The sequence below is a fragment of the Achromobacter kerstersii genome (assembly GCF_902859595.1).
Classification (GTDB): Bacteria; Pseudomonadota; Gammaproteobacteria; order Burkholderiales; family Burkholderiaceae_B; genus Achromobacter; species Achromobacter kerstersii.
Genome location: NZ_CADIJQ010000012.1, coordinates 29,360 through 53,121, shown reverse-complemented (window position 1 = coordinate 53,121; position 23,762 = coordinate 29,360). Strand labels below are relative to the sequence as shown.

Here is a 23,762-nt window from a genome sequence, read left to right as displayed (position 1 = left end):
ACGGCTGCCTGGCAAAACGGAGCCCTAGCGCTCCGTTTTGCCTAGCCCGCCACCGAGCGGGCGGCAGGAGTGGGGGGCGTGGCCTTGCCGGCGTTGCCACCCGGTGTACGACTTCTGTAGATTCATCATGACGACTTCCAATAAAAACGCCCCGATTTCGGCACCTCGCCGGCGGCTGAACTGGAATGACCCCGGGGTGCGCTCCGTGGTTTACCAGGTGCTTGCGCTGTCCGCGGTTGCCTGGGCCGTGTGGTTCCTGGTTTCCAACACGCTACACAACCTGTCCGTGCGCAACATCGCCACGGGGTTCGGGTTCCTGAGCCGTGAAGCCGGGTTCGCGATCGGCGAAACGCCCATCGCCTACACCCCCGCCAATGATTACGGCCGCGCCATCCTGGTCGGCCTGCTCAACACGCTACGCGTCGCCGTCATCGGCATCGTGCTGGCCACCATCCTCGGCACCCTGATCGGTATCGGCCGCCTGTCCAAGAACTGGCTGGTTGCGAAGATCACCTCGTTCTACGTCGAGGTCATGCGCAACGTGCCGCTGCTGCTGCAATTGTTCTTCTGGTACGCGCTGATCACGGAAAACATGCCGGGTCCGCGTCAGGCGCACAATCCGCTGCCCGGTGTCTTCATCTCCAACCGCGGCCTGAAAGTGCCGGGGCTGGAAGGCAATTCGCTGGACTGGATGCTGGCCGGCCTGGGCCTGGCCATCGTCGCCATCATCTTCCTGGGCCACTACGGCAAGAAGCGCCACGAAGCCACCGGCCACATGTTCCCGTTGGGCCGTTGGGCCATCGGCCTGTTGATCGGTCTGCCGTTCATCGGCTGGCTGGTCAGCGGCGCGTCGCTGACGCTGGACATGCCGGAACTGAAGGGCTTTAACTTCTCGGGCGGTTTGACCTTGTCGCCGGAGTTCGCCGCATTGCTGGCGGGTCTGGTGATCTACACGTCGGCGTTCATCGCTGAAGTGGTGCGCTCGGGTATCCAGGCCGTGAACAACGGCCAATGGGAAGCTGCCGGTTCGCTGGGGCTGCCGCGCGCGAAGGTGCTGCGCCTGGTGATTCTGCCGCAGGCGCTGCGCGTGATCATCCCCCCGATGACCAGCCAGTACCTGAACCTGACGAAGAACAGCTCGCTGGCAGTCGCCATCGGCTACCCCGACATCGTGTCGGTCGTGAACACCACGCTGAACCAGACGGGCCAGGCCATCGAGGGCATTCTCATCATCATGGGCGCGTACCTGACGGTCAGCCTGTCGATCTCGATATTCATGAACTGGTACAACAAGCGCATCGCGCTGGTGGAGCGTTGAGATGAGCAGCACTACGCATACTCCCACCGAAGCCATGCCGCCGCCCAGCACGCACGTGGGCGTGTGGCCCTGGTTCAAGACCCGACTGTTCTCGTCGCCGCTGAACATCCTCATCACGGTACTGCTTGCGTGGTTCCTGTTGATGGCGGTGCCGGCGCTGCTGGAATGGGCCTTCTTCAAAGCGGACTTCAACGCGGCCAACGCGCAGGAATGCCGTGCCTCGGGGGGCGCCTGCTGGGCGTTCATCATCGAGAAGCACCGGCTGATTCTGTTCGGCACGTATCCGTTCGACGAGCAATGGCGTCCGCTGATCGCCACCATCATCCTGGTGGGCGTGATCATCTGCAGCGGCATCCGTTACTTCTGGAACTGGAAGCTGGCCGCCATCTGGACCGTGGGCCTGACGGCCGTGGCGTTGCTCATGTGGGGCGGCGTGTTCGGCCTGACCTACGTGGAAAACGCGCGCTGGGGCGGCTTGCCGCTGACGCTCATCCTGTCCACGTTCGGCATCGCATTTGCCTTCCCGATCGGCGTGTTGCTGGCCCTGGGCCGGCGTTCGAAGATGCCGGCCATCAAGGCGCTGTGCGTTGTGTACATCGAGCTGATCCGCGGCGTGCCGCTGATCAGCCTGCTGTTCATGTCGTCGGTCATGCTGCCCTTGTTCCTGCCCGAAGGCTTCTCCATCGACAAGCTCTTGCGCGCGCAGATCGCCATCATCCTGTTCGCCGCGGCCTATATCGCGGAAACGGTGCGCGGCGGCTTGCAAGCCATTCCGAAGGGCCAGTACGAAGGCGCCGATTCGCTGGGCCTGAACTACTGGCAGCAGATGCGCAAGATCATCCTGCCGCAAGCGCTGAAGATCGTGATCCCGCCGCTGGTCAGCATCTTCATTGCGCTGTTCAAGGACACGTCGCTGGTGGTGATCATCGGTATTTTCGACCTGACACTGGCAGCCAAGGCGGCCTTGTCCGACGCGGCATGGCGCGGGTTCGGCGTAGAGGCGTACCTGTTCATTTCGCTGATCTACTTCGTGTTCTGCTTTTCCATGTCCAAGTACAGTCAGGCGCTTGAAAAACGTCTTGCGACTGATCACAAACGCTAGCCCCTGGCGCGCGTCCGCCTTCGGGTGGGCGCGCACAGCGATATTTACGGGAGTACAGGCATGTCGGATGCCATTATTCGTATGCAGGACGTGAACAAGTGGTACGGCCAGTTCCACGTGTTGCGCAACATCAATCTGGACGTGGCGCAGGGCGAGCGCATCGTGGTGTGCGGCCCTTCGGGCTCGGGCAAGTCCACGATGATCCGCTGCATCAACCGTCTTGAAGAGCACCAGAAAGGCCACATCATTGTGGACGGCACGGAACTCACCAATGACTTGAAGCACATCGAGACGATCCGCAAGGACGTGGGCATGGTGTTTCAGCACTTCAATCTGTTCCCGCACCTGACCGTGCTGGAAAACCTGACGCTGGGCCCCATGTGGGTGCTGAAGAAGCCGCGCGCGGAAGCCGAGGCGACGGCCATGAAGTACCTGGAGCGCGTGCGCATTCCGGAACAGGCGAAGAAATTCCCCGGCCAGTTGTCAGGCGGCCAGCAGCAGCGCGTGGCGATCGCGCGTTCGCTGTGCATGAACCCGAAGATCATGCTGTTCGATGAGCCGACCTCGGCGCTTGATCCGGAAATGGTCAAGGAAGTGCTGGACGTGATGGTGTCGTTGGCCCAGGAAAGCGGCATGACGATGATCTGCGTGACCCACGAAATGGGCTTCGCACGCAAGGTCGCCAACCGCGTGATCTTCATGGACCGCGGCGAAATCATCGAGCAGAACAACCCGGACGAGTTCTTCGACAACCCGCAGAACGAACGGACGAAGCTGTTCTTGAGCCAGATCTTGCACTGATCGGCTGAAGACCGCCTGTTCGGCAAACACCCCAAAAGTTGGATTTCGGTCCGGATTTTGGGGTGTTTTTCATGGGCGCTTTTCTGAATGTACCTTTTGAGCGACAATCCGGTATGTTCAGATTTCGAGAAACCGAGGAATTTTCCCGTTGGCTTGAATCATTGCGAGACGCCCGAGCGCGCGCTCAAATCCTGCGGCGCTTATCCCGTGCAACAAAGGGAAATTTTGGCGATGCTGAACCCGTGGGTGAAGGCATAAGCGAAATGCGTGTGGACGTCGGTGCTGGCTACCGCGTGTACTACGCCCGAGCTGGAAGGGTGGTCTACGTGCTGCTTTGCGGTGGTAATAAGGGCAGCCAAACCAGAGACATCGCCCACGCGAAACGTCTCTGGTCGCAAATAAAACGGAGTACCGATCATGACGAAATACCGTGACTTCGACGCTGCGAATTATCTGAAAGATGATGAAACGATCGCGCATTATCTTGCGGACGCAGCGGCCGAAGATGATCCCGATGCGTTTCTCGAAGCGCTGGGCGATGTGGCACGTGCGCGCGGCATTACCGAAATCTCGCGCGAAACGGGACTCGCAAGGACGAACCTATATCGGGTGCTCGCTCCGGGCGCGAATCCCAGCTATCACACGTTGCGCAAGGTAATGAACGCGCTTGGCGTTTCGTTGACGGCGCTAGTCAAAACCAAACGGGAGCCGACTCCCCAGGGATGAGATCTGCCAGTATCCCTTTGTTACGCCATCCTTCTCCCTGCGGTATGCTACTGACCGCCATCGATCTGGAGTGAGGAGAACAACATCATGACGAAGACCCCCCGTAGCGCGGTTCGCCGCGCGCTGTTGCAAGGCGCTGTGGCGCTTGCCGTGACCCTGCCTTTCGGCGCGCCTGCGCTGGCTCAGGCCACTGATTTTCCGACGAAGCCGATCCGCTTCGTTGTGCCTTACCCGCCTGGCGGCCCGCTGGACACCATGGCCCGCATGCTGGCCGAGAAGGTGCGTGGTTCGCTGGGGCAGCCCGTGATCGTGGAAAACCGGTCGGGCGCGGGCGGCAATATTGGCGCTGACCTGGTGGCCAAGGCGCCGGCTGATGGCTACACGCTGGTGATGGGCGCTGTGGCGACGCACGCCATCAACCCCTGGCTGTTCGCGAATCTGCCGTACGACCCGGTGAAGGATTTTGCGCCGGTGACGATTGTGGCGTCGGTGCCGAATGTGCTGGTGATGAACGTTGAGTTCGCTGAGAAGAACAACATCAAGACCCTGGCGGATCTGATCGAGTATGCGAAGAAAAATCCGGGCAAGCTGAACTACGGTTCGGGCGGCAACGGCAGCGCGGGCCATCTGTCGGGTGAGTTGCTGAAGGCGCGTGCTGGCATCAATGTCGAGCACATTCCTTACCAGGGCGCGGCGCCCGCGCAGTTGGCGTTGCTGTCGGGGCAGTCGGATTTCATGTTCGACAATCTGGCGGCGTCGGCGCCGTTGATCAAGGACGGCAAGGTGAAGGCGCTGGCGGTGACGACGGCGAAGCGTTCGTCGTTGTTGGCGGATGTGCCGACGGTTGAAGAGTCGGGTGTGAAGGGCTTTGATCTGGGTACGTGGTTTGGCGTGTTCACGACGGGCGGCACGCCGGCGCCGGTGGTGGCGAAGCTGAACAAGGCGTATGCGGATGCGATGCAACAGCCGGATGTGAAGCAACGCCTGCTGACCATGGGGTCGGAGACGGGGCCGATGACGGCAGAGGCGTTTGCTGAATTTGTGAAGGGTGAGAAGGCGAAGTATCAGGAGATTGTTAAGATTTCTGGGGCTAGTTTGAATTGATGGTTTAGGGTTTTGTTGACGCCCGTGGCGCCGGTGGCCTGCGGTGCGCGGGGCAACGATTGCGGTCCGGAGCCTTCGCTCCGGACTTCCCCTTTGTCATCTTCGTCACCCGCCGTTGGCGGGTTCCTTCAGATTCCCTCGGGCTTATCGACGCCCCGCGCACCGCAGGCCACCGGCGCCACGGGCTCCAGCAGTTGCAATCTCACGGTCGCTGGGGCGAGCTGCTTGCTTAGGGTTCTGCTCATCGGCGGGGTGGGTGAGGAAGATCTTGCGGGGCCCGCCCCATGCCGGCCGCGCGGGCGGCCTTGTGGGGCTTACGCGGTGTCTTGCGTCGGGGTGGTGTCGCTTCGCGAGGTTTGTGCGATGTCTCGCTTCGCGGTTCGTGTACGTGGTGTCGCGTCGCTCGTCTTGTAGGATGGGGGAAGCGCTTGCGGGTGTGGCCTTGAGCGCCGATGCGTGCCGCGCGTAACCCATCAACCTTTGTCCCGTGACTTCATCATGCAATTTTCCCCCGCCATTCCCATCCTTCGCATTTTCTCCGTCGACAAGGCGCGCGAGTTCTATCTGGACTTTCTTGGCTTTGAATGGGATTGGGAACATCGCTTTGAAGCGGGCTTCCCGTTGTACGCGCAGGTGCATCGCGGCGATTTGATTTTGCATCTGTCCGAACATCACGGCGATGCCACGCCCGGGTCCGCTGTGTTTGTGCGGATGCAAGGCGTGGACGCGTATCACGCGGAAGTCACGGCCAAACAATACGGGTATATGCGGCCGGGCGTCGAAGACTTGCCTTGGGGGCGGGTGATGGCGGTTACCGATCCGTTTGGCAACCGCCTGAGCTTTTGCGAAAGCCAGGACTAGACCCTCGCCTTTCTTTGCGCACTACATCTTTGCGCACTACATCTTGCAGTCGGCGGCGTGCACGTCGGTGTGGTCGCGGGCCAGCACTTTCAGGTTTTTGTACACGAGCTTGCCGTCTGGGCCGGCTTCGATGTGCAGCAGGTACCAGTCCTGAATGGGATGGTTGTTGGGGCCGAATTTGAATTTGCCGCGGACGCTGGCGAAGTCGGCTTTGCGTAGCGCAGCGCGGAAGTCGTCGGGGCGGCCGGTGATGTCGCCGTTGACGGCTTTCAGGGCCGAGGCGATCAGGTTGGCGGTGTCGTAGGCCTGGGCAGCGTAGGCGGTGGGCGGGCGCTTGTAGGCTTGCGTGAAGGCGTCGACGAAGTGTTTGTTTTGCGCGTTGTCCAGGTCGGCGCTCCACAGTGAACTCAGGTAGAAGCCTTTGCTTGCCGTACCGGTTGCGGCGAGCATGCGGTCGTCCATGGAGTAGATCGGGGTGATCATTTTGATCTTGTCCGACAGGCCGGAATTGGCGAATTGCTTGGTCAGGTTGATGCCTGCGCCGCCCGGATGGAACTGGAAGATGGCGTCGGGGTTCAGCGAGCGGATGCGGGCGAGTTCTACCGAGAAGTCGGATTGGTCGAGCTTGGTGTAGATCTCTTCGGCAATGTCGCCTTTGTAGGCGCGCTTGAAGCCGGCGACGGCGTCGCGGCCGGCCTGGTAGTTGGGCGCCATGACGACGACGCGTTTGACGCCCAGTTCGTTGGCGGCGATGCCGGCGGTGTCGGCGTAGGAGTCGTTCTGGAAGGCGACGGCGAAGTAGTTCGGGTTGCAGGCTTTGCCGGCGTAGTTGGAGGGGCCGGCGTTCAGGCTGACGTAGAAGCCGCCTGCGTTCAGCACCGTGGGGCCAACGGCCGCCATGACGTTCGAAAAGTTGACGCCTGTGAACAGCCGCACGCCATCCTGCACCATCTTGTCGGCGGTCTGCTTGGCGTTGGCGGGCTTGAGCGCGTCGTCTTCAACGCGCACGTTGACGGGTACGCCACCCAGCTTTCCGCCGCCTTCCTTCACGGCCAGCATGAAAGCATCGCGCTCGTCTTCGCCGATGTAGCCGGCGGGCGTGGAGAGCGTGCCGATGAAGCCGATGTCCAGCGGTTTCGCCTGCGCGCCGGCCACGGATGCCACGAGCGCGAGCGCGATGGCGGCGGTGCCGCGTAAGGTGATGCTTGTCATGGTTGTCTCCTCATTTGCGCTTGTTTAGTGCGCTTGTTTAGCGTGCGGTTCGTTGCGCCTGTTCCGTGCGCTTGTTCCGTGCGCTTGTCTTCTGCGCTGTTATGGTGCCGCGAGGCAGTGCTCTACCTTCCAGCCGTACAGCCACTGCAATGCGTCGTAAAACTGGGACTGGCTGCGGCCCGTCCACAGCATGTTGCGCACGGTGCGTTCAACGCCTCGTGCGTGATAGAGCCTGCCCATTTCGCGGGTTGACCACACCACGCGCGCGCTGCGCGGAATGCGCACCGATTCATACAAGCGGAACGCGGCTTCTAGATCGTGTTCGCATTGGCGGACGGCTTCGCCCAGCGTGACGGCGTCTTCCAGCGCCATGCAGGCGCCTTGGGCCATGTATTGCGTCATCGGATGCGCGGCGTCGCCCAGCAGGGTGACGCGGCCTTCGCCCCAGTGGTCGACGGGTTCGCGGTCGGCGGTGGCCCAGCGTTTCCATGAGGTCGGGCGGTCCAGCATTTGATGCGGGCGCGGGTGTATGCCTTCGAAGTACGACAGCACTTCTTCCTTGCTGCCTTCGCGCACGCCCCATTCTTCTTGTTCGCGGCTGTGGAAGGTGACGACCAGGTTGTATTGCTGGCCGCCGCGCAAGGGGTAATGCACCAGGTGGCAGTGCGGGCCGGCCCACAGTACGGGGGCGTTGATGCGCAGTTCGTCGGGCATGTTGTCGCGTTCGACGACGGCGCGGTAGACCACGTGGCCGGTCACGCGCGCGGGGTCGCCCACGGTGCGTTCGCGGATCACGGATTTGACGCCATCCGCGCCCACCACGGCGTCCGCGCGGTAGCGGTTGCCGTCGGTGTCCACCACTTCCACGCCGTGCGCGTCCTGCGACATGCTGGCGATCTGGGTCGACGTGCGAAAGCGGATCAGCGGGTTCTGCTGCACGGCTTCCAGAATGGACAGGTGGATGTCGGCGCGGTGAATCACGGCATACGGCCCGCCAAAGCGCGCGCGGAATGCGTCGCCCGTGTCGATGCGCACGACTTCTTTGGCGTCCACCGCGTCCATCATGATGATGTGGTCGGTGAAGACGGCACGCGTGCGCGCCGTCTGGCCCACGCCCAGCGCGTCCAACGCCGCAAATGCGTTGGGCCCCAATTGAATGCCGGCGCCAATTTCGCCGATGTGCGCGGCTTGCTCCAGCAGTTGCACGGCGATGCCTTGTCTTGTCAGCGCCAGCGCGGCGGCTAGCCCGCCGATGCCGCCGCCCACCACGATGACGGATCGCGCCGCCTGCGTTGCCGTTGTTGCCGTTGTGGATGTGTTCATGTTTGCTTCCTGCATGCCATCAGCCTTGCCCGCCCAGGAAGGCGCCCTGTGCTGTCAGCTGCGCCTGCAAGGCGGCAATGGAAATGTCGGCCGGTGCGAGACCTGCGCGCAACGCCATCGCCGCCGCCGTGCCGGCCGCCTCGCCCATGACAAAGCAGCTGCCGCTGACGCGCGCGGCCGATTGGCCTTCGTGCGTCATGGACGCGCAGCGGCCCGCCACCAGCACGTTGCTGGCGACACCCGGCCCGCGCTTGGGCACCATCATGCGAAAGGGTAGCTGGTTGTAGCCGCGTGATTCGGGAATGGGCGGCCACATCCATTGCACGTCGCCCGCCGTGTGCATTTCCAGCGGCCAGCCGTTCACGCCGATGCTGTCGTCGAAGTTGGCGCAGCCCAATACGTCTTCCTTGGTCAGCACCGCTTCGCCCACGATGCGGCGCGTTTCGCGAATGCCCAGTTGCGGCGCGATGTCCAGCACATAGGCGTTTTCAAAGCCCGGCACCTTGGCGCGCAAGAAGCTCAAGTACTGCACGATCTGGCGGCGGCCTTCGAGTTCGCCCGCGGACAGCGAACCGGCATCGGTGCCGTCCGCCGCGCTGCCATCGGCATTGGCCAGCTGCGTGACGTTGACGCGCCATTCGTAGTCGTGCTTTTGCGGACGCACGATGGCGCCCCGGCGCGGAAACGTGAACTCGCCGCTGGCGGCGGCTTCGTCCATCAATAGCGGGATGGTCTTCCAGGCTTCCTGTGCGCGCGCGCCGTCCACGTTGCCGACCTTGAACATCAGCGTGGGGTAGAGCATGTGGCCGTGTTCGTCGCCTTTTTCAAACGGCAGGCCGCCCCATTGCGCGATGTCGGCGTCGCCCGAGCAATCGATGAAGACCTTTGCGCGCACGGCGCAGCGGCCGGATTTCGTTTCCAGGAACAAGGCGTCGACGCGGCCTTCGGCGTCGCGCGCGAGGCCGGTCGCCAGGGCGTGGAACAGAACGTGCGCGCCGCTGTCTTGCACCAGGCCGTCGGCGGCGCATTTGAATGCCGAGATGTCGTAGGCCTGTGCGTGGATCTTGCCCAGGATCAGGTGCGGGTCGTTCAGCCCGTCCATGGCGCGCATGCGGTCCAGCAGATCGTTGGTCATGCCGTGCACCACTTGCTGGATGCTGCCGTGGATGTTGGCGTGCAGCCCGCAGAAGTTGGACACGCCCGCGGCGGTGCCCATGCCGCCCAGGAAGCCGTAGCGCTCCACGAGCAGCACGCGCGCGCCGTTGCGGGCGGCGCTGGTGGCGGCCAGGATGCCGGCGGGGCCGCCGCCCAGCACCACAACGTCATATTCCCCGTACAGCGGGACTTGGCGGGCGGGTTCGGTAATGACCATCAGATTCTCCTTGCGTGTGATGCGTGTCACTGGCCCTTGATGCCCAGCTTCTTGATCAGGGGTTCCCAGCGCGTGAGCTCGTCATCCATATAGGTGCGGAATTCGGCAGGCGTGCTGGCCACCGGGTCCATGAACTGCGCTTGCAGACGCTTGGCCACTTCCGGGTCGCGGATCGCCTGGATCAGCGCATCGGACAGCTTCTTTTGAATATCGGCCGGCACCTTCGACGACACCACGAAACCGATCCACGCCGAGCCTTCAATGCCCGGCACGCCCACTTCAGCCAAGGTCGGAATCTGGGGCAGCAGCGCCGAACGCTTGGACGACGTGACGGCCAGCGCCTTCAGGCGGCCATCCTTCACCATCGGCATGACGGCAATGGGCGGCAGCGCGGCGAATTGGGTGTCGCCCGACAGCAGTGACGTTAGCGCGGCGGGTGACGACGGATACGGCACATGCGTTGCGCGCGCGCCGATCTGTTGCAGCAGCAGCTCCACCGCCAGATGCGATACGGTGCCCGCGCCTGGTGACGGAAAGTTGTACTTGTCCGGATTCTTCTTCAGCGCTTCCAGCAGTTGGCCCACGTTGTCGATACCGGCCGAAGCGGGCACAACCAGCACGTTGGGCTGATGCACGGCCAGCGTCAGTGGCGACAGATCGGTGGCGGGCGCATAGGGCAGCTTGTCGAACAGCAGCGTGTTGTTCACCAGTGGGCCGGTGATGGACACGCCAAACGTGTAGCCGTCGGGCTTAGCGTTGGCGATGGCGAAGGTGCCGATGTTGCCGCTTGCGCCCGGCTTGTTTTCGATGACGATGGTCTGGCCCAGGATGGCGCCGGCCTTCTCGCCAACGATACGCGCGACCTGATCGGGGCTGGAGCCGGGGCCAAAAGGCACGATGGCTTTGAGCGGTTGCGCGGGCCAGGTGTCGGCGGCCTGCGCTGTCGTCCAGGGCGTCAGTGCAGCCAGCCCCAGCAGCATGGCGGCAGCCATGGCGGGCGCGATGCGAAAGTGCGTCGGCGGCAAGAACTTAAGCATGCGTGTCTCCCACATCTTTCATGGTGTCGAAATAGGTTTGCTCGTTGGCGATGAAGGCGGCGACCATTGCGCGGTAGGTGGCGTCCACCACCTGTTCCAGGTTCGCAAAGCCGGCGTTGTGGCGCGTGGCCAGCGCGCGGGCCTTGTCGAACACCTGCGCCTGGCGCGCGGGTGCGCTCACCTGAAACGCATCGCGCTTGAAGCGCGCGGCGTCCTTCACATACATGGCGCGTTCGGCGATCAGGCGCACGATCTCGTCGTCGAGCCGGTCGATGTTGGCGCGTACGTCAGCCAGGTTGGCGCACAAGGGGCGATAGGCGGGGTCGGTGTATGCGCGCAGCGGCGCGCCGTGGGTGTCGGGCTCTTGCGGGGGAGTCGGCGTCGTCATGAGGTGTAGTCGGGTTGTTGCGAGGGCGCGGCCTGCTGGAACGCGGGTTGCGCATTGCAGTGTTCAAAAATGCGCAGGATGCGCGGGTAGGCGGACACATCGCAGCCCATGCGCTGCGCGTTGGCCACTTGCGGCACCAGGCAGCAATCAGCCAGCGTGGGCGCATCGCCAAAGCAGTACGCGCCGTGTCCGTGCCGAGCCAGCAACGCTTCAACCGCCGTCAGCCCTTCCTTGATCCAGTGGTGATACCAGGCCGTCTTTTGTTCATCGCTTGCGCCCAGCACGTCTTGCAGATAGCGCAGGATGCGCATGTTGTTGACGGGGTGGATGTCGCAGGAGATGGCGTCCGACAGTTCCAGCACGCGTGCGCGCGCCAACGTGTCAGCGGGAATCAGGCGCGGTTCGGGGTGCGTTGCGTCCAGGTAGTCGATGATGGCAAGCGACTGCGACAGCTGCACGCCGTCATCAATCAGCAGCGGGACGCCCGCCGACGGATTCTTCGCCACATAATCTGCCGCGCGCTGCTCCTGCTTGCGCAGATTCACGGGCAGATAGTCGTAAGACAAACCCTTGAGCGCCAGCGCGATGCGCACGCGATACGACGTCGAGCTGTTGAAGAAGCTATGAAGTTGCATGGAGGCTTCCTGTAAGGGTCAAACCATCTGCACATTGAGGGTGCCCAGGCCGTCGACGCCGCCTGTCATCTTGTCGCCGCGCACCACGGGGCCCACGCCTTCGGGCGTGCCGGTGTAGATCAGGTCGCCCGCTTCCAGGCGGAAGTATTTGGACAGGTAGGCGATGGTTTCGGCGACGGACCAGATCAGCTTGCCGATGTCGCTGCGCTGTTTGTCGGCGCCGTTGACTTGCAGCCAGATGGCGGCCTGGTTGATGTTGCGCACGGCTTCGGCAGGATGCAGCGGGCCGATGGGCGCGCTTTGGTCGAAGGCTTTGCCCAGTTCCCACGGGCGGCCCGCTTCGCGCATCTTCATCTGCAAGTCGCGCCGCGTCATGTCCAGGCCGACGGCGTAGCCCCACACGTATTGCAGCGCGTCGCCGACTGCGATGTTGGCGCCGCCTTTGCCGATGGCCGCGACCAGTTCAATCTCGTAATGCAGGTTGGCGGTCTCGGGCGGGTAGGGCAGTTCCAGCGTGTGGCCATCGGCAACCGGCACGACGGCGTCGGCGGGCTTGCAGAAAAAGAACGGCGGTTCGCGGTCAGGGTCGAAGCCCATCTCGCGCGCATGCGCGGCGTAGTTGCGGCCCACGCAGTACACGCGGCGCACCGGGAAGACGTCCTGGCTGCCGGCAACAGGCACGGCGACAGGGGCGGGGGGAGCAAACACAAAAGACATGGATCACCCTTGGAGGGAAACTGCGGGAATCAATGAGGAAAGCGCGGAGGAAAGCAATGAGGAAAGCGCGGAGAAAGGCGCACAGGAAAGCGCAGCGGTAAGCGAACGGGGCGGCGTGGATCAGTCGACGCGTTCTTCGCGCCACACGCCCAGTGCGTCTTGCACGGGGCGGTCGGAATAGCTGAACAGGGTGACGTCATCCAGCGCGGCTAATTGCACGGGCAGCCACGACGGCGCCACGAAGACGTCGCGCGGGCCGAAGTGGAATTCCTGGTCGCCGATGCGGGCGGTGCCGCGGCCTTCCACCACGCTGTAAACCGTGGAGTCGGTGCTGCGGTACGTCTTGCCCTGAAAGCCCGCTGGCAGCAGCTGCATGAAGGTCGCCATCGTGGGCATGGGGTACCCGCCCGTGGCCGGGTTCAGGTAGCGCAGCTTCACGCCGTCCCAGGGGTCGAGTTCGCCGTGGCGGTACAGCGCGTCCAGCGCTTCGCGGCTGCGTTCGTAGGGGTAGTTGAAGATGGGCGACGTGCCGCTGCTGGTCTGGTGCCGCACCGGCGCCATGTTGTTGCCGTAGCGCGCCATGCTGTCGCCTTCGGGGCGGGTGACGGGTTGGGTCGCGTGCGGATAGTTTTCGGCGAAGCCGGCATCCAGGAAGCGCAACAGCGGGATGTCCAGCCCATCCAGCCAGACGACGGGCTCGCCGCCTTCGGTGGTTTCGGCGTTGCCGTGGTCGTGCCACGTCCAGGAAGGCGTGATGATGAAGTCGCCCGGATGCATGGTGGTGCGTTCGCCGTTGACGGCGGTGTACGCGCCGCGGCCTTCCACGATGAAGCGCAACGCCGACTGTGTGTGGCGGTGGCTGGGCGCGATTTCGCCGGGCAGGATCAGTTGCAGTCCGGCATACAGGCTTTGCGTGATGCTGGCTTGTCCGGGCAGGCCGGGGTTTTCCAGGATCAGCACGCGGCGCACGGCTTCTTCCGCGGTGATGAGCGAGCCAGACGCCATGACGTCGTCGCGCACGTCGTCGTACTTCCAGAGCGCGGGCACGCAGCGCGGGGCGGGCTGGCGGGGAACCAGGTTGTGCAGGGACTCCCACAGGGGAGCCATGTTTTTCTTGGCGATGCGGGCGTAGTAGGCGGCGCGATCGGCGCTGCGATCCGATGGGCGGTCGGACGCTTGATGGGCGGCGGGGGCGGCGGCAGGAATGGCTGCGCTATCCGCGCGGCCGCTGTGGCTGTCGGGCATGGTTGTCTCCAGTATGTCCGGCTGATGCCGGCTTCTACGGGTGGCCGCCGCGTGGTTCGCGGCTGGTCTCGATATGGAGACGATTATGCGCAGAGCAGCTATGTGTTTTGAAATGAAATTATCTTATTATCCATACGAATAACGATATACATACGAGACAAATCCCCCCAAGACGAGGGCCTGCATGGACTGGACCCACCGCCTGCGGCTGCGCAATCTGAAGATGCTGTTGAGTCTGGCGCAGACCCGCAACATCAGCCATTCCGCCGCAATGCTCAATACGACGCAGCCCGGCTTGTCGAAGTGGCTGAAAGACCTGGAAGACGACATCGGGCTGCCGCTCTTCGAACGCCACGCGCGCGGGCTGCGGCCTACGCCGCATGGCGATGTGTTGATTGCGCATGCGCAGCGCATGGAGGCGCAGCTGGATCGCGCCAGCGCCGACATGGCTGCGCTGCGCGAAGGCGGCGGCGGGCGTGTGGTGATCGGCGCGTCTGGTGCGTCGGCGTCCGACACGGTGCCGTTGGCGGTGATGAAGCTGCTGGAACGCATGCCGCAAGCGCGTGTGAAGCTGGTGGAAGGTACGACGGACCGCTTGCTGGCGCAGTTGGCGCAGGGCGATCTGGACATCGTGGTGGGCCGTTCGGCGCCCGAGCATCACGACCCCGCCATCCGCTTTGAAGCGCTGTACCTGGAACCGATTCATCTGGTGGCGCGTCCGCGTCATCCGCTGTTTTCCATTGAGCAACCCAGTTGGCAGGATCTGTTGTCGTACCGATGGATTCTGTGGCCCAAGGGCACGCCGATCCGTAACGCGGTGGACGCGGCGCTGGCGGCGGCGGGGCAGTCGCCGCCGGTGGATCATGTGGAGTCGAATTCGGTGACGATCAACCTTACGCTGATCAACAACAGCGACATGATCGGCGTGGCGTCGCATCGCGCGGCGTTGCGGTTTTCGCAGATGCGGGCGATGCAGATCATTCCGGTGCGGCTGTCAGGCTTCGGGTCCGTGGCGATGTATTGGCGTGAGGACGCGTTCCGGCCGATGGCGGTGCAAGAGGCCATGGCGGCGTTGCGCAATACCGTGGCGGAACATGCGCCGGGTGTGACGAGGTTGTGATGCCATCTTCCCGCTCCGGCCTGAATGCGTTGATTGCGCAGTGCCGCAGGGTGGAGGCTGCGCTGGCGGAAGGCAAGCGCCCGGCAGAGTCTGCGGCCATGCATCGGTTTGTGGCGGAAATGGATGCGCGCGATACGCCGCCGGGGATGTGGTCGCCGCTGGCGTTGTCGGTGCTGGTGATGACGGGCGGGCTGGGAGTGGGGATTGAAGTGCTGAGCCTGCTGCTGCGGGTTGCCGGGTCGGCATGGGCGGCGTTTGCGCTGGTGGCGGTGTGCGCGGGAACGGCGCTGGCGTTGTCGATTGGAGTCGTAATGCTGATGGCGGGACGGTCAGCGGGGTTGGTTGTGGTGAAGCGGCTGGCGATTGGGTTGGTGACGGTGGGCGCGTTGGGGGTGATCGCGTGGACGCAGGGCGATGTGAGAGCGGTGGGGCCGGTGGTGGCATTGCTGGGCGGGTTGGGGGCGTGGTTGGTGGCGAATAGTTCGGGGTTTTATGTGTTTGTGGGGTATCGGGTGGCGCGGAGGTGGTTGGAGGGGGGGAGGTAGGGGGCGGGTATGGCTGTGGGTGTGGGTGTGGCTGTGGTTGCGGCTGAGGATGAGGTTGCGATTGCGATTGCGTGTGGGGGGGTGTGCGAGTGACGCCCGTTGCGTCGGCGGCCTGCGGGGCGCGGGGCAACGATTGCGGTCCGGAGCCTTCGCTCAGGACTTGCCTAGGCGGCCCCCCCCATCGTCATCGTCGTTGTCGCCTTCGGCGACTGCCTTCCGATTCCCTCGGGCTTATCGACGCCCCGCGCCCCGCAGGCCGCCGACGCAACGGACTCGGTCAGTTGCAATCTCAAAGCAGCGGGGGCGAACGGGTTTTTTAGGGAGCTCACCACGGGGGGTGGGTGATGGAAGATCTTGCGGGGCCCGCTCCATGCCGGCCGCGCAGGCGGCCTTGTGGAGCTTACGCGTGGTGGTGCGGCGTGAGGGTGTGCGCTTCGCGTGTGGATGCGCTGCTTGGAGGGAGGAGTCAGACTGCAATTTATTTCTGGTGTCAGACTGCATTTCTTTGGTGGCCACCGTTTCGTAATTCTGGTGTCAGACTGCAATTTCGTGCTGCTGGAGTCTGCTGCTGGAGTCAGACTGCAATTTCAAAAATGCAGTCTGACTCCAGCACACTCAGCACACTACTCCAATACACGCTATCAACGCACCGGTCCTACTTGGCGGCTACCGTTTCGGGCGGGACCGGGTTTTCCCAGCCGCCGCCAATGGCGCGGATCAGTTCTACGGCTGATCTTGCTTGCTCGCCGCTCAATTGCACGGCCACGCGTTGTTGCAAGAGGACGCTGCGGTCGGCTTCGATGACGTCCAGGTAGCTGATCGAACCTTCGCGATACTGCGTGTGGGACAGCTTGGCGGCGCGGGCCGAGGCGTCGACGGCGGCGTCTTGGGCCTTGGTCTGGTCGGACAGGATGCGCAGGTTGGCCAGGTTGTCTTCGACTTCGCGGAACGCGTTCAGGACGGTTTGGCGGTAGACGGCGACGTCTTCTTCGTAGACGGCGCGGGCGCGGTCCAGGCCGGCTTGGCGGCGGCCGCCGTCGAAGATGGGCATCGACAGCGCGGCGCCGACAAGCGGGCCGAGCAGGAACGTGCGGCTGGACCATTGGAACAGGTTGCCCAGGTCAGACGACTCGTAGCCGAAGGCGCCGGTGATGTCCAGGCGCGGGAAGAACGCGGACTTGGCGGCGCCGACCCGGGCGTTGGCGGCGGCCATGGCGCGTTCGGCGGCGGCGATGTCGGGGCGGCGTTCCAGCAAGGTCGACGGCAAGCCGGCGGGGATCGACAAGGCGACCTTCTGGATGGGCTGCGGCGGCATCGTGAAGTCGGACGGGGCGCGGCCCAGCAGCACGGCCAGCGCGTGTTCAGACGCGGCGCGGCGGCGATCGATGCCTAGTGCTTCCGATTGCGCGGATGCGAGTTCGGCCTTGGCGCGCGCCAGGTCCAGTTCGCTGATGTCGCCGGCGTCGTAGCGACGCTGGATCAGTTGCAAGGTGTCGGTGCGCAGCTTGACCGTTTGGCGGTAGAGCTGCGATTCGGCGTCTTGTTCGCGGACCAGGAAGTACGTGGTGGCCACGTCTGCCTGCAAGGCCAGCAGCACCGAACGGTACAGCGCTTCGCTTTGCTGGGCGTCAGCGGTGGCGGCGTCTGCGGTGGAGGCCACGCGGCCGAACAGGTCGGCTTCATACGACACCGCGCCTTGCGCGCGCCACGTCGTGACCGGCGAGGTTGAGGTGCCGTCGGGCAGGCCTTGCGATACGGCCGACGGGCGTTGGCGGTTGGGGCCGAAGGCGGCGTCCAGCGTGGGGAAGAAGCCGGCGCGGGCTTCGCGTTGCAGCGCGCGGGATTGCGCCAGGCGGGCGGCGGCGGCTTGCAGGTTCTGGTTGGCCTGTTGCGCTTCGTCTTCCAGCTGGTTCAGGCCCTCGTCGCCGAACACCTTCCACCAGGCGCCGCGCAGCGCGTCTTCCGACGGCTCGGCGGGCTTCCAGGTGCCGGCTTCAGCGGCGGGCAGCGCGGCTTCCTTGAATGCCGCGGGCGCGGCGGCAGACGGCTTTTCGTAGGTGGGGCCCACCGCGCAGCCGGCCAGCACGAGCAGGACGGCAAGCAGGGCGGAACCGCGGGTCAGTCTTTGGATCATGATGAATTCTCTTTGGCGCGCGCCCCGCCGGGTGGGGCGGGACGCGCTGGCTTCTCTTTTTGTCTGCCGGCTTTATGCGTGAGTCTGCGTGGCGGGCGGCGCGTTCGTGTCGATGTGCGGGGCGCACTCCGGCGCTTCATGCGGGGCCGCCGAGTGCAGCGGCTTGCCGCCCAGCGAACGCAGCAGCACGTAGAACACCGGCGTCAGGAACAGGCCGAACAAGGTCACGCCCAGCATCCCGAAGAACACGGCAACCCCCATCGCGTGGCGCATTTCCGAACCGGCGCCGGACGACAGCACCAGCGGCACCACACCCATGATGAACGCGATGGACGTCATCAAGATCGGGCGCAGACGCAGGCGGCTGGCTTCGATGGCGGCTTCCAACGGCGTGCGGCCGCTCATCTCCAGCTCTCTTGCGAATTCCACGATCAGAATCGCGTTCTTCGCCGACAAGCCCACCAGCACCATCAAGCCGATCTGCGTGAAGATGTTGTTGTCGTTGCCCGTCAGGTAGACGCCCGTCAGGGCGGCCAGGATGCTCATCGGCACGATCAGGATCACGGCCAACGGCAGGGTCAGGCTTTCGTACAACGCGGCCAGCACCAGGAACACCAGCAGCACGCTGATCGGGAATACCCACAAGCCGGCATTGCCCGCCAGAATTTGCTGATACGTCAGGTCAGTCCATTCGAACTTCACGCCACGCGGCAGCGTCTCGGCGGCGACGCGTTCGGCCGCGGCTTGCGCCTGGTCAGACGAGTAGCCGGGCGCCGGGCCGCCGTTGATGTCGGCGGCGGTGTAGCCGTTGTAGCGCACCACCATTTCGGGGCCGAACGTTTGCTTCACCGTCACCAGCGACGACAACGGCACCATGTCGCCCGCGGCGTTGCGGGTCTTCAGTTGCAGGATGTCGTCGGCGTGGGCGCGGAACGGCGCATCGGCTTGGGCGCGCACCTGGAACACGCGGCCAAAGCGGTTGAAGTCGTTCACGTACATCGAGCCCAGATAGATCTGCATGGTGTCGAACACTTCCGTCACCGGCACACCCAGCTGCTTGGCCTTCACGCGGTCCAGGTCCACATCCAGTTGCGGCACGTTGATTTCGTAGCTGGAGAACGCGGGGCCGAGCTCAGGCGTTTGGCGCGCCTTTTCCAGGAAGGCCTGCTTGGCCTTGTCCAGTTCGGCGTAGCCCAGCGCGGCGCGGTCTTCCAGTTGCAGCTTGAAGCCGCCGAGCGTGCCCAAACCCATCACAGGCGGGGGCGGGAACACGGCAATGAACGACTCCGGGATGGCCGCAAACTTCTGGTTCAGCGATGCGGCAATGGCGTTGCCCGACAGTTCAGCGCCCTTGCGTTCTTCAAAGGGCTTGAGCGTCACGAACACGATGCCGGCGCTGGAGCTGTTGGTAAAGCCGTTGATCGACAGGCCGGGGAAGGCGATGGCGGATTGCACGCCGGGTTCCTTCAGGGCGATGTCGCTCATGCGGCGGATCACGGCTTCCGTGCGGTCCAGCGACGCGCCGTTGGGCAACTGCGTGAAGCCGATCAGGTACTGCTTGTCTTGCGCCGGCACAAAGCCGCCTGGCACCAGGTACGACACGCCGATGGTGGCGGCCACCAGCACCGCGTACACGCCCATCGCGCCGGCCTTGCGGCGGATCACGCCGGACACGCCCGTGCCATAGGACTCGGACGCGCGGCCAAACATGTTGTTGAACCAGTTGAAGAAGCGGCCGAAGACACGGTTCATGCCACGGGTCAGCCAGTCTTGCTTGTCGTGATGGCTTTTCAGCAGCAGGGCCGACAGCGCGGGCGACAGGGTCAGCGAGTTAAAGGCCGAGATCACCGTCGAGATGGCGATGGTCATGGCGAACTGCTTGTAGAACTGGCCGGTCAGGCCCGTCATGAACGCCAGCGGCACGAACACGGCGCAGAGCGTCAACGCGATGGCGATGATGGGGCCGCTGACTTCGCGCATGGCGCGGTAGGTGGCGTCGCGTGGACTCAAGCCCGCCGCGATATTGCGTTCGACGTTTTCCACCACCACGATGGCGTCGTCCACCACAATCCCGATGGCAAGCACCATCCCGAACAGCGACAAGGCGTTGATCGAATAGCCAAACACCAGCAGCAGCGCGAACGTGCCCACGATGGAGACCGGCACGGCCAAGAGCGGGATGATCGACGCGCGCCACGTTTGCAGGAACAGAATCACCACCAGCACGACCAGCGCGATGGCTTCCAGCAGCGTGTGCACCACGGCTTCGATACTGGAACGCACGAACTGCGTGGGGTCGTATTCGATGCGGTATTCCACGCCCGGCGGGAAGTCTTGCGCCAGCTCGGTCATGGCGGCGCGCACCTTGGACGACACGTCCAACGCGTTTGCGCCCGGCGATTGCATGATGCCCATGCCGACTGCCTGCTTGTTGTCCAGCAGCGAACGCAGGCCGTATTCCTGTGCATCCAATTCCACGCGGGCAACGTCGGACAAGTGCGTCACGGCGCCGTCGGGCGAGGTCTTCAGGATGATGTCGCGGAATTCCTCTTCGCTTTGCAGACGGCCGCGAGCGTTCACGTTCAGTTGCAACGGCACATCGCCTTGCGTGGGCGACGCGCCGATCACGCCGGCGGCCACTTGCACGTTCTGTTCGCGGATGGCGGCGACCACTTCAGACGCGGTCATGCCGCGCTGCGCCACCTTTTGCGGGTCAAGCCACACGCGCATCGAGTAGTTGCCCGACCCCCACACCGTTACTTCGCCCACGCCCGTGATGCGGGCCAGACGATCCTTGACGTTCAGGATGGCGTAGTTGCGCAGGTAGGTGATGTCGTAGCGGTCGTTCGGCGAGATCAAGTGCACGACCAGCGTCAGCGTGGGCGAGCTTTTCGCCGTGGTCACGCCCAGGCGCTGCACGTCCGGCGGCAGGCGCGGCAGCGCTTGCGACACGCGGTTCTGCACCAGCTGCTGCGCCTTGTCCGGGTCCACGCCCAGCTTGAAGTTGACCGTCAGCGTCAGGTTGCCGTCGCTGTTGGCCTGCGACTGCATGTACAGCATGTCTTCGACGCCGTTGATGGATTCTTCCAGCGGCGACGCGACGGTCTCGGCGATGACCTTGGGGTTGGCGCCGGGGTACTGCGCGCGCACCACCACCGATGGCGGCACGACTTCCGGGTATTCGGAAATGGGCAGCTGGAACATGGCCAGAAGGCCCGCCAGCAGCACCAGGATGGACAGCACGCCGGCAAAAATCGGCCGGTCGATGAAGAACTTTGAGATATTCATGGACGTTCTCTGTAGACGCGCAGGCCTTACTTCAGTTGGGCCGCGGCGGTCTGGACCGGGGCGCTCTTGGCGGCGACCATGGGGACGACGGTCGGGGCGACGGCGTCGCCGGGGCGGATGCGTTGCAGGCCGTTGACGACGATGCGTTCACCGGCGGCCAGGCCGGAATCCACGACACGCAGGCCTTCCTGGTTGGCGCCCAGCTTCACTTGGCGATAGACGGCGTGGTTTTTGTCGTCCAGCACCAGCACGTAGCGCTTGTCCTGGTCGGTGCCGATGGCTTTTTCATCGATCAGCACGGCAGAACGCGGGTCGCTGCCGCCCAGGCGGACGCGGGCGTACAGGCCGGGCAAGAGCGAGCCGTCGGCGTTGTCGAACTCGGCGCGCACGCGGATCGTGCCGGACGTTGCATCCAGGCGGTTGTCCACCGATTGCACGAAGCCCGTGCGAGAGTAGCCGTCTTCGTTCGCCAGACCCAGCTCAACGGGCACCGAGCCAGCCTTGCCATTGCGGGCGGGGTTCACGTAGCGCAGGAAGGTTTGTTCGTCCACGTCGAACGATGCGTACATCTTCGACACCGACACCAGCGTCGTCAGCGGCACCGAACCGGCGCCGGCTGCGACGACGTTGCCCACGGTGACTTCAGCGCGCGAGACGCGGCCGGCCACCGGCGCTTCGATGCGGGTGTAGCCCAGGTTCAGCTTCGCGTAGTCCAGCGCGGCTTGCGCGCCTTGCAGGTTGGCGGCGGCTTCGCGCGCGGCGTTCTGCTTTTCTTCGAAGTCGCGGCGGGCGATGGCGTTGTCCGTCAGCAGGCGCTGGCCGCGGGCCAGGTCCGTGGCGGTGTACGACGCGCGGGCTTTGGCTGCCGTCAGGGCGGCCGCGGCGCGGTCGACTTCGGCCGCGTAGGGGCGCGGATCGATGGTGAAGAGCACGTCGCCCTTCTTGACGATGGTGCCGTCCTGGAAGTGCACTTGCGTCAGCGTGCCAGAGACCAGCGGGCGGATGTCGACGCGGTCAATCGCTTCCAGGCGGCCGGAATAGCGCTGCCAATCCACGATGGTCTTGGTGACGACTTCGGCCACTTCGACGGGCGTGGCGGCCGGGGCGCCCTGGGCCATGGCGACATTGCCGCCGGCCGGGCCGCGGGTGAGGGCGTAGCCGCCTCCGGCCGCGAGCACGGCGGCAAAGACGACGAACATAGCAATACGATTACGCGAAACCATGATGTTTCCTTGAGGGGTATAGGAGCGAAAGCGCGCTTGTTTGGGCCTGGGGCGGAGGCGGCTGCGGCGGTCCGTGGCATGGCAGTCCTTAGCGTCCGTTTGCATATGCTTATGCTGCGGTGCAACATCAAGCGGAGTTGCGAGTCCTGGTCAGAGCGCTTTGGCGAAGCGGCTCTGCGGGGACGGAAGCTGAGGGTTGACATGCCCTGTGGGGTCGCCGGGAGGCAAGGGCACTTCAAGATGGTTTGCATTCTGAGTGTTTTGTGGGGCCGGATAAACCTGTCTATTCCGGCAACACTGTTCGGCGAGAATGACTAATCAGCGCCGAAATCGGGTTATGCTCCGTTCACCCCGACTTTTTTGCCTAAAGGACACCGCCGCCATGGACCGTTTTCAGGCTATGCAGGTGTTTGTGCGCGTCGTGGACGCCAATAGCTTCACCCGGGCGGCCGACAGCCTCTCGCTTCCGCGCACCACCGTCACCACCATCATTCAGAACCTCGAACGCCTGCTGGGCGTGCGCCTGCTCAATCGCACCACGCGCCGTATCGGCCTGACGCCCGACGGCGCGGGCTATTACCAGCACTGCGTGCGCATTCTTGCCGACGTCGAGGAAACCGAGGCCTGCTTCCAGGAAGCGGCCCTGCGCTTGAAGGGCCGGCTGCGCATCGACGTGCCGACCTGCATCGGGCGCCTGATCCTGATTCCCTCATTGTGTGATTTCCACGACAAATACCCCGACGTCGAGCTGGTGCTGGGCTTGGGCGACCGCCCTGTGGATATGGTGCAAGAGGCCGTCGACTGCGTCATCCGCGGGGGTGAGCTGGAAGATTCCAGCCTGGTCGCGCGCCGAATTGGCACCCTGCAAACCGTGACCTGCGCGTCGCCCACGTATGTGGCGCGCTACGGCATGCCGCAAACCATCGAGTCGTTGCGCGACCACCACGCCGTGCATTACTTCATGAGCCGCACGGGCCGCAACTGCGCCTGGGACTTCAAGGTGGATGGCAAGCACCAGGAAGTGGACATGAAGGGCACGGTCGCCGTGAACGAGGCCGGCGCGTATCTGGATTGCGGGTTGAAGGGCTTTGGCCTGATCCAGGTGGCGCGCTATATGGCATTGCCGCATCTGCAATCGGGCGAGCTGATCGAAATTCTGCCGCAGTGGAAACCCAGTTCAACGCCGATTTCGGTGCTGTACCCGCAAAGCCGGCAGTTGTCGCCCAAGGTGCGTGCGTTTACGGACTGGGTGGCGGAATTGTTCGCCGGTTGCCCGCTGCTGAGCGGCCGCGACGAAACCGATCCGTCGGCGGCAAGCTGCGGCGTGTACCAGCGCCAGCTGGGCATGCCCAGCGCGATGACGATGGCGCAACCGCAACCCGAACCCGCCCTGATCCAGACCGCGCCCCAGCGCCGCCGCAGCCCGCGTGAAGAGGCGGCGGAGTACGCGCTGTAAGAATCGCGCGTGGCGCGTGGCGGGCCTGCGCGTCCGCCACGCCGTCAAAACACGGGAAACCCCGTAGTAAATACAGGGCTTGCGTCCCTCGTATTTTATGAAACGTCTGTATAGTCCGACAGTCAAAGCCTACAACGCCCTTACTGTCGATCCGC

General features: G+C 64.1%; 21 protein-coding genes. 10 read left to right on the top strand and 11 right to left on the bottom strand.

The features are described from left to right. The first annotated feature begins 127 nt into the window (after positions 1-127). The 7 genes from HV765_RS26850 (at position 128) to HV765_RS26820 (ending at position 5,912) form a co-directional block, all read left to right on the top strand. Positions 128-1,318 (top strand): amino acid ABC transporter permease, encoded by a 1,191-nt coding sequence (locus HV765_RS26850; protein ID WP_054427094.1) that lies wholly within the window; start codon positions 128-130, stop codon positions 1,316-1,318. Between the two features lies 1 nt (position 1,319). After that, a complete protein-coding gene (locus HV765_RS26845) occupies positions 1,320-2,420 on the top strand; it encodes an amino acid ABC transporter permease (RefSeq protein ID WP_054427065.1) in 1,101 nt (366 codons plus the stop codon). A 60-nt stretch (positions 2,421-2,480) separates the two neighbouring features. After that, positions 2,481-3,221, top strand: coding sequence for an amino acid ABC transporter ATP-binding protein (locus tag HV765_RS26840; protein WP_046803291.1), 741 nt, complete (start codon positions 2,481-2,483; stop codon positions 3,219-3,221). 71 nt (positions 3,222-3,292) lie between these two features. Then, the gene (locus HV765_RS26835; protein ID WP_254600739.1) at positions 3,293-3,655 is read left to right on the top strand and encodes a type II toxin-antitoxin system RelE/ParE family toxin; all 363 of its coding nucleotides are present in this window, start codon (positions 3,293-3,295) and stop codon (positions 3,653-3,655) included. After that, positions 3,639-3,947 (top strand): addiction module antidote protein, encoded by a 309-nt coding sequence (locus tag HV765_RS26830; RefSeq protein ID WP_054427066.1) that lies wholly within the window; start codon positions 3,639-3,641, stop codon positions 3,945-3,947. Before HV765_RS26835 ends, HV765_RS26830 begins: the two co-directional genes overlap by 17 nt. A gap of 87 nt (positions 3,948-4,034) precedes the next feature. Continuing rightward, on the top strand, positions 4,035-5,051 hold the full coding sequence (locus tag HV765_RS26825; protein WP_175171540.1) for a Bug family tripartite tricarboxylate transporter substrate binding protein: 1,017 nt from the start codon (positions 4,035-4,037) through the stop codon (positions 5,049-5,051). Between the two features lie 498 nt (positions 5,052-5,549). Further along, on the top strand, positions 5,550-5,912 hold the full coding sequence (locus HV765_RS26820; protein ID WP_054427095.1) for a glyoxalase superfamily protein: 363 nt from the start codon (positions 5,550-5,552) through the stop codon (positions 5,910-5,912). 36 nt (positions 5,913-5,948) lie between these two features. Here HV765_RS26820 and HV765_RS26815 read toward each other — a convergent pair whose 3' ends face one another. The 8 genes from HV765_RS26815 to gtdA all read right to left on the bottom strand — a co-directional run bounded on the left by HV765_RS26815 (position 5,949) and on the right by gtdA (position 13,841). Further along, a complete protein-coding gene (locus HV765_RS26815; RefSeq protein ID WP_054427068.1) occupies positions 5,949-7,124 on the bottom strand; it encodes an ABC transporter substrate-binding protein in 1,176 nt (391 codons plus the stop codon). A 99-nt stretch (positions 7,125-7,223) separates the two neighbouring features. Continuing rightward, the gene (locus HV765_RS26810; protein ID WP_175171539.1) at positions 7,224-8,447 is read right to left on the bottom strand and encodes a 3-hydroxybenzoate 6-monooxygenase; all 1,224 of its coding nucleotides are present in this window, start codon (positions 8,445-8,447) and stop codon (positions 7,224-7,226) included. 19 nt (positions 8,448-8,466) lie between these two features. Further along, positions 8,467-9,819 carry an FAD-dependent oxidoreductase gene (locus HV765_RS26805; protein WP_175171538.1) on the bottom strand — a complete coding sequence of 451 codons (1,353 nt, stop codon included), beginning with the start codon at positions 9,817-9,819 and terminating at the stop codon, positions 8,467-8,469. 26 nt (positions 9,820-9,845) lie between these two features. Then, positions 9,846-10,811: a Bug family tripartite tricarboxylate transporter substrate binding protein gene (locus tag HV765_RS26800; protein WP_254600747.1), complete on the bottom strand. Its 966-nt coding sequence runs from the start codon at positions 10,809-10,811 to the stop codon at positions 9,846-9,848. A 37-nt stretch (positions 10,812-10,848) separates the two neighbouring features. Beyond that, positions 10,849-11,244: a chorismate mutase gene (locus HV765_RS26795; protein WP_054427072.1), complete on the bottom strand. Its 396-nt coding sequence runs from the start codon at positions 11,242-11,244 to the stop codon at positions 10,849-10,851. Further along, complete coding sequence (gene maiA, locus HV765_RS26790) at positions 11,241-11,879, bottom strand: maleylacetoacetate isomerase (RefSeq protein WP_175171536.1); 639 nt, start codon at positions 11,877-11,879, stop codon at positions 11,241-11,243. Before maiA ends, HV765_RS26795 begins: the two co-directional genes overlap by 4 nt. Before the next feature lie 18 nt (positions 11,880-11,897). Beyond that, positions 11,898-12,596 carry a fumarylacetoacetate hydrolase family protein gene (locus HV765_RS26785; RefSeq protein ID WP_175171535.1) on the bottom strand — a complete coding sequence of 233 codons (699 nt, stop codon included), beginning with the start codon at positions 12,594-12,596 and terminating at the stop codon, positions 11,898-11,900. 120 nt (positions 12,597-12,716) lie between these two features. Beyond that, positions 12,717-13,841 (bottom strand): gentisate 1,2-dioxygenase, encoded by a 1,125-nt coding sequence (gene gtdA, locus HV765_RS26780; protein WP_175171534.1) that lies wholly within the window; start codon positions 13,839-13,841, stop codon positions 12,717-12,719. A gap of 184 nt (positions 13,842-14,025) precedes the next feature. Here gtdA and HV765_RS26775 point away from each other — a divergent pair, with 184 nt between their 5' ends. Then, complete coding sequence (locus HV765_RS26775) at positions 14,026-14,961, top strand: LysR substrate-binding domain-containing protein (protein ID WP_054427075.1); 936 nt, start codon at positions 14,026-14,028, stop codon at positions 14,959-14,961. Continuing rightward, a complete protein-coding gene (locus HV765_RS26770; RefSeq protein ID WP_175171533.1) occupies positions 14,961-15,506 on the top strand; it encodes a hypothetical protein in 546 nt (181 codons plus the stop codon). The genes HV765_RS26775 and HV765_RS26770 overlap by 1 nt, the downstream gene beginning before the upstream one ends. A 655-nt stretch (positions 15,507-16,161) precedes the next feature. Here the strand turns inward: HV765_RS26770 and HV765_RS26765 are convergent. The 3 genes from HV765_RS26765 to HV765_RS26755 all read right to left on the bottom strand — a co-directional run bounded on the left by HV765_RS26765 (position 16,162) and on the right by HV765_RS26755 (position 22,151). Then, positions 16,162-17,640: an efflux transporter outer membrane subunit gene (locus HV765_RS26765; RefSeq protein ID WP_054427077.1), complete on the bottom strand. Its 1,479-nt coding sequence runs from the start codon at positions 17,638-17,640 to the stop codon at positions 16,162-16,164. A gap of 72 nt (positions 17,641-17,712) precedes the next feature. Then, positions 17,713-20,928: an efflux RND transporter permease subunit gene (locus HV765_RS26760; RefSeq protein ID WP_175171532.1), complete on the bottom strand. Its 3,216-nt coding sequence runs from the start codon at positions 20,926-20,928 to the stop codon at positions 17,713-17,715. A 26-nt stretch (positions 20,929-20,954) separates the two neighbouring features. Then, the gene (locus tag HV765_RS26755; protein ID WP_082387242.1) at positions 20,955-22,151 is read right to left on the bottom strand and encodes an efflux RND transporter periplasmic adaptor subunit; all 1,197 of its coding nucleotides are present in this window, start codon (positions 22,149-22,151) and stop codon (positions 20,955-20,957) included. Positions 22,152-22,533: 382 nt separating this feature from the next. Here HV765_RS26755 and HV765_RS26750 point away from each other — a divergent pair, with 382 nt between their 5' ends. Continuing rightward, complete coding sequence (locus HV765_RS26750; RefSeq protein WP_054427080.1) at positions 22,534-23,607, top strand: LysR family transcriptional regulator; 1,074 nt, start codon at positions 22,534-22,536, stop codon at positions 23,605-23,607. Positions 23,608-23,762 lie beyond the last annotated feature (155 nt).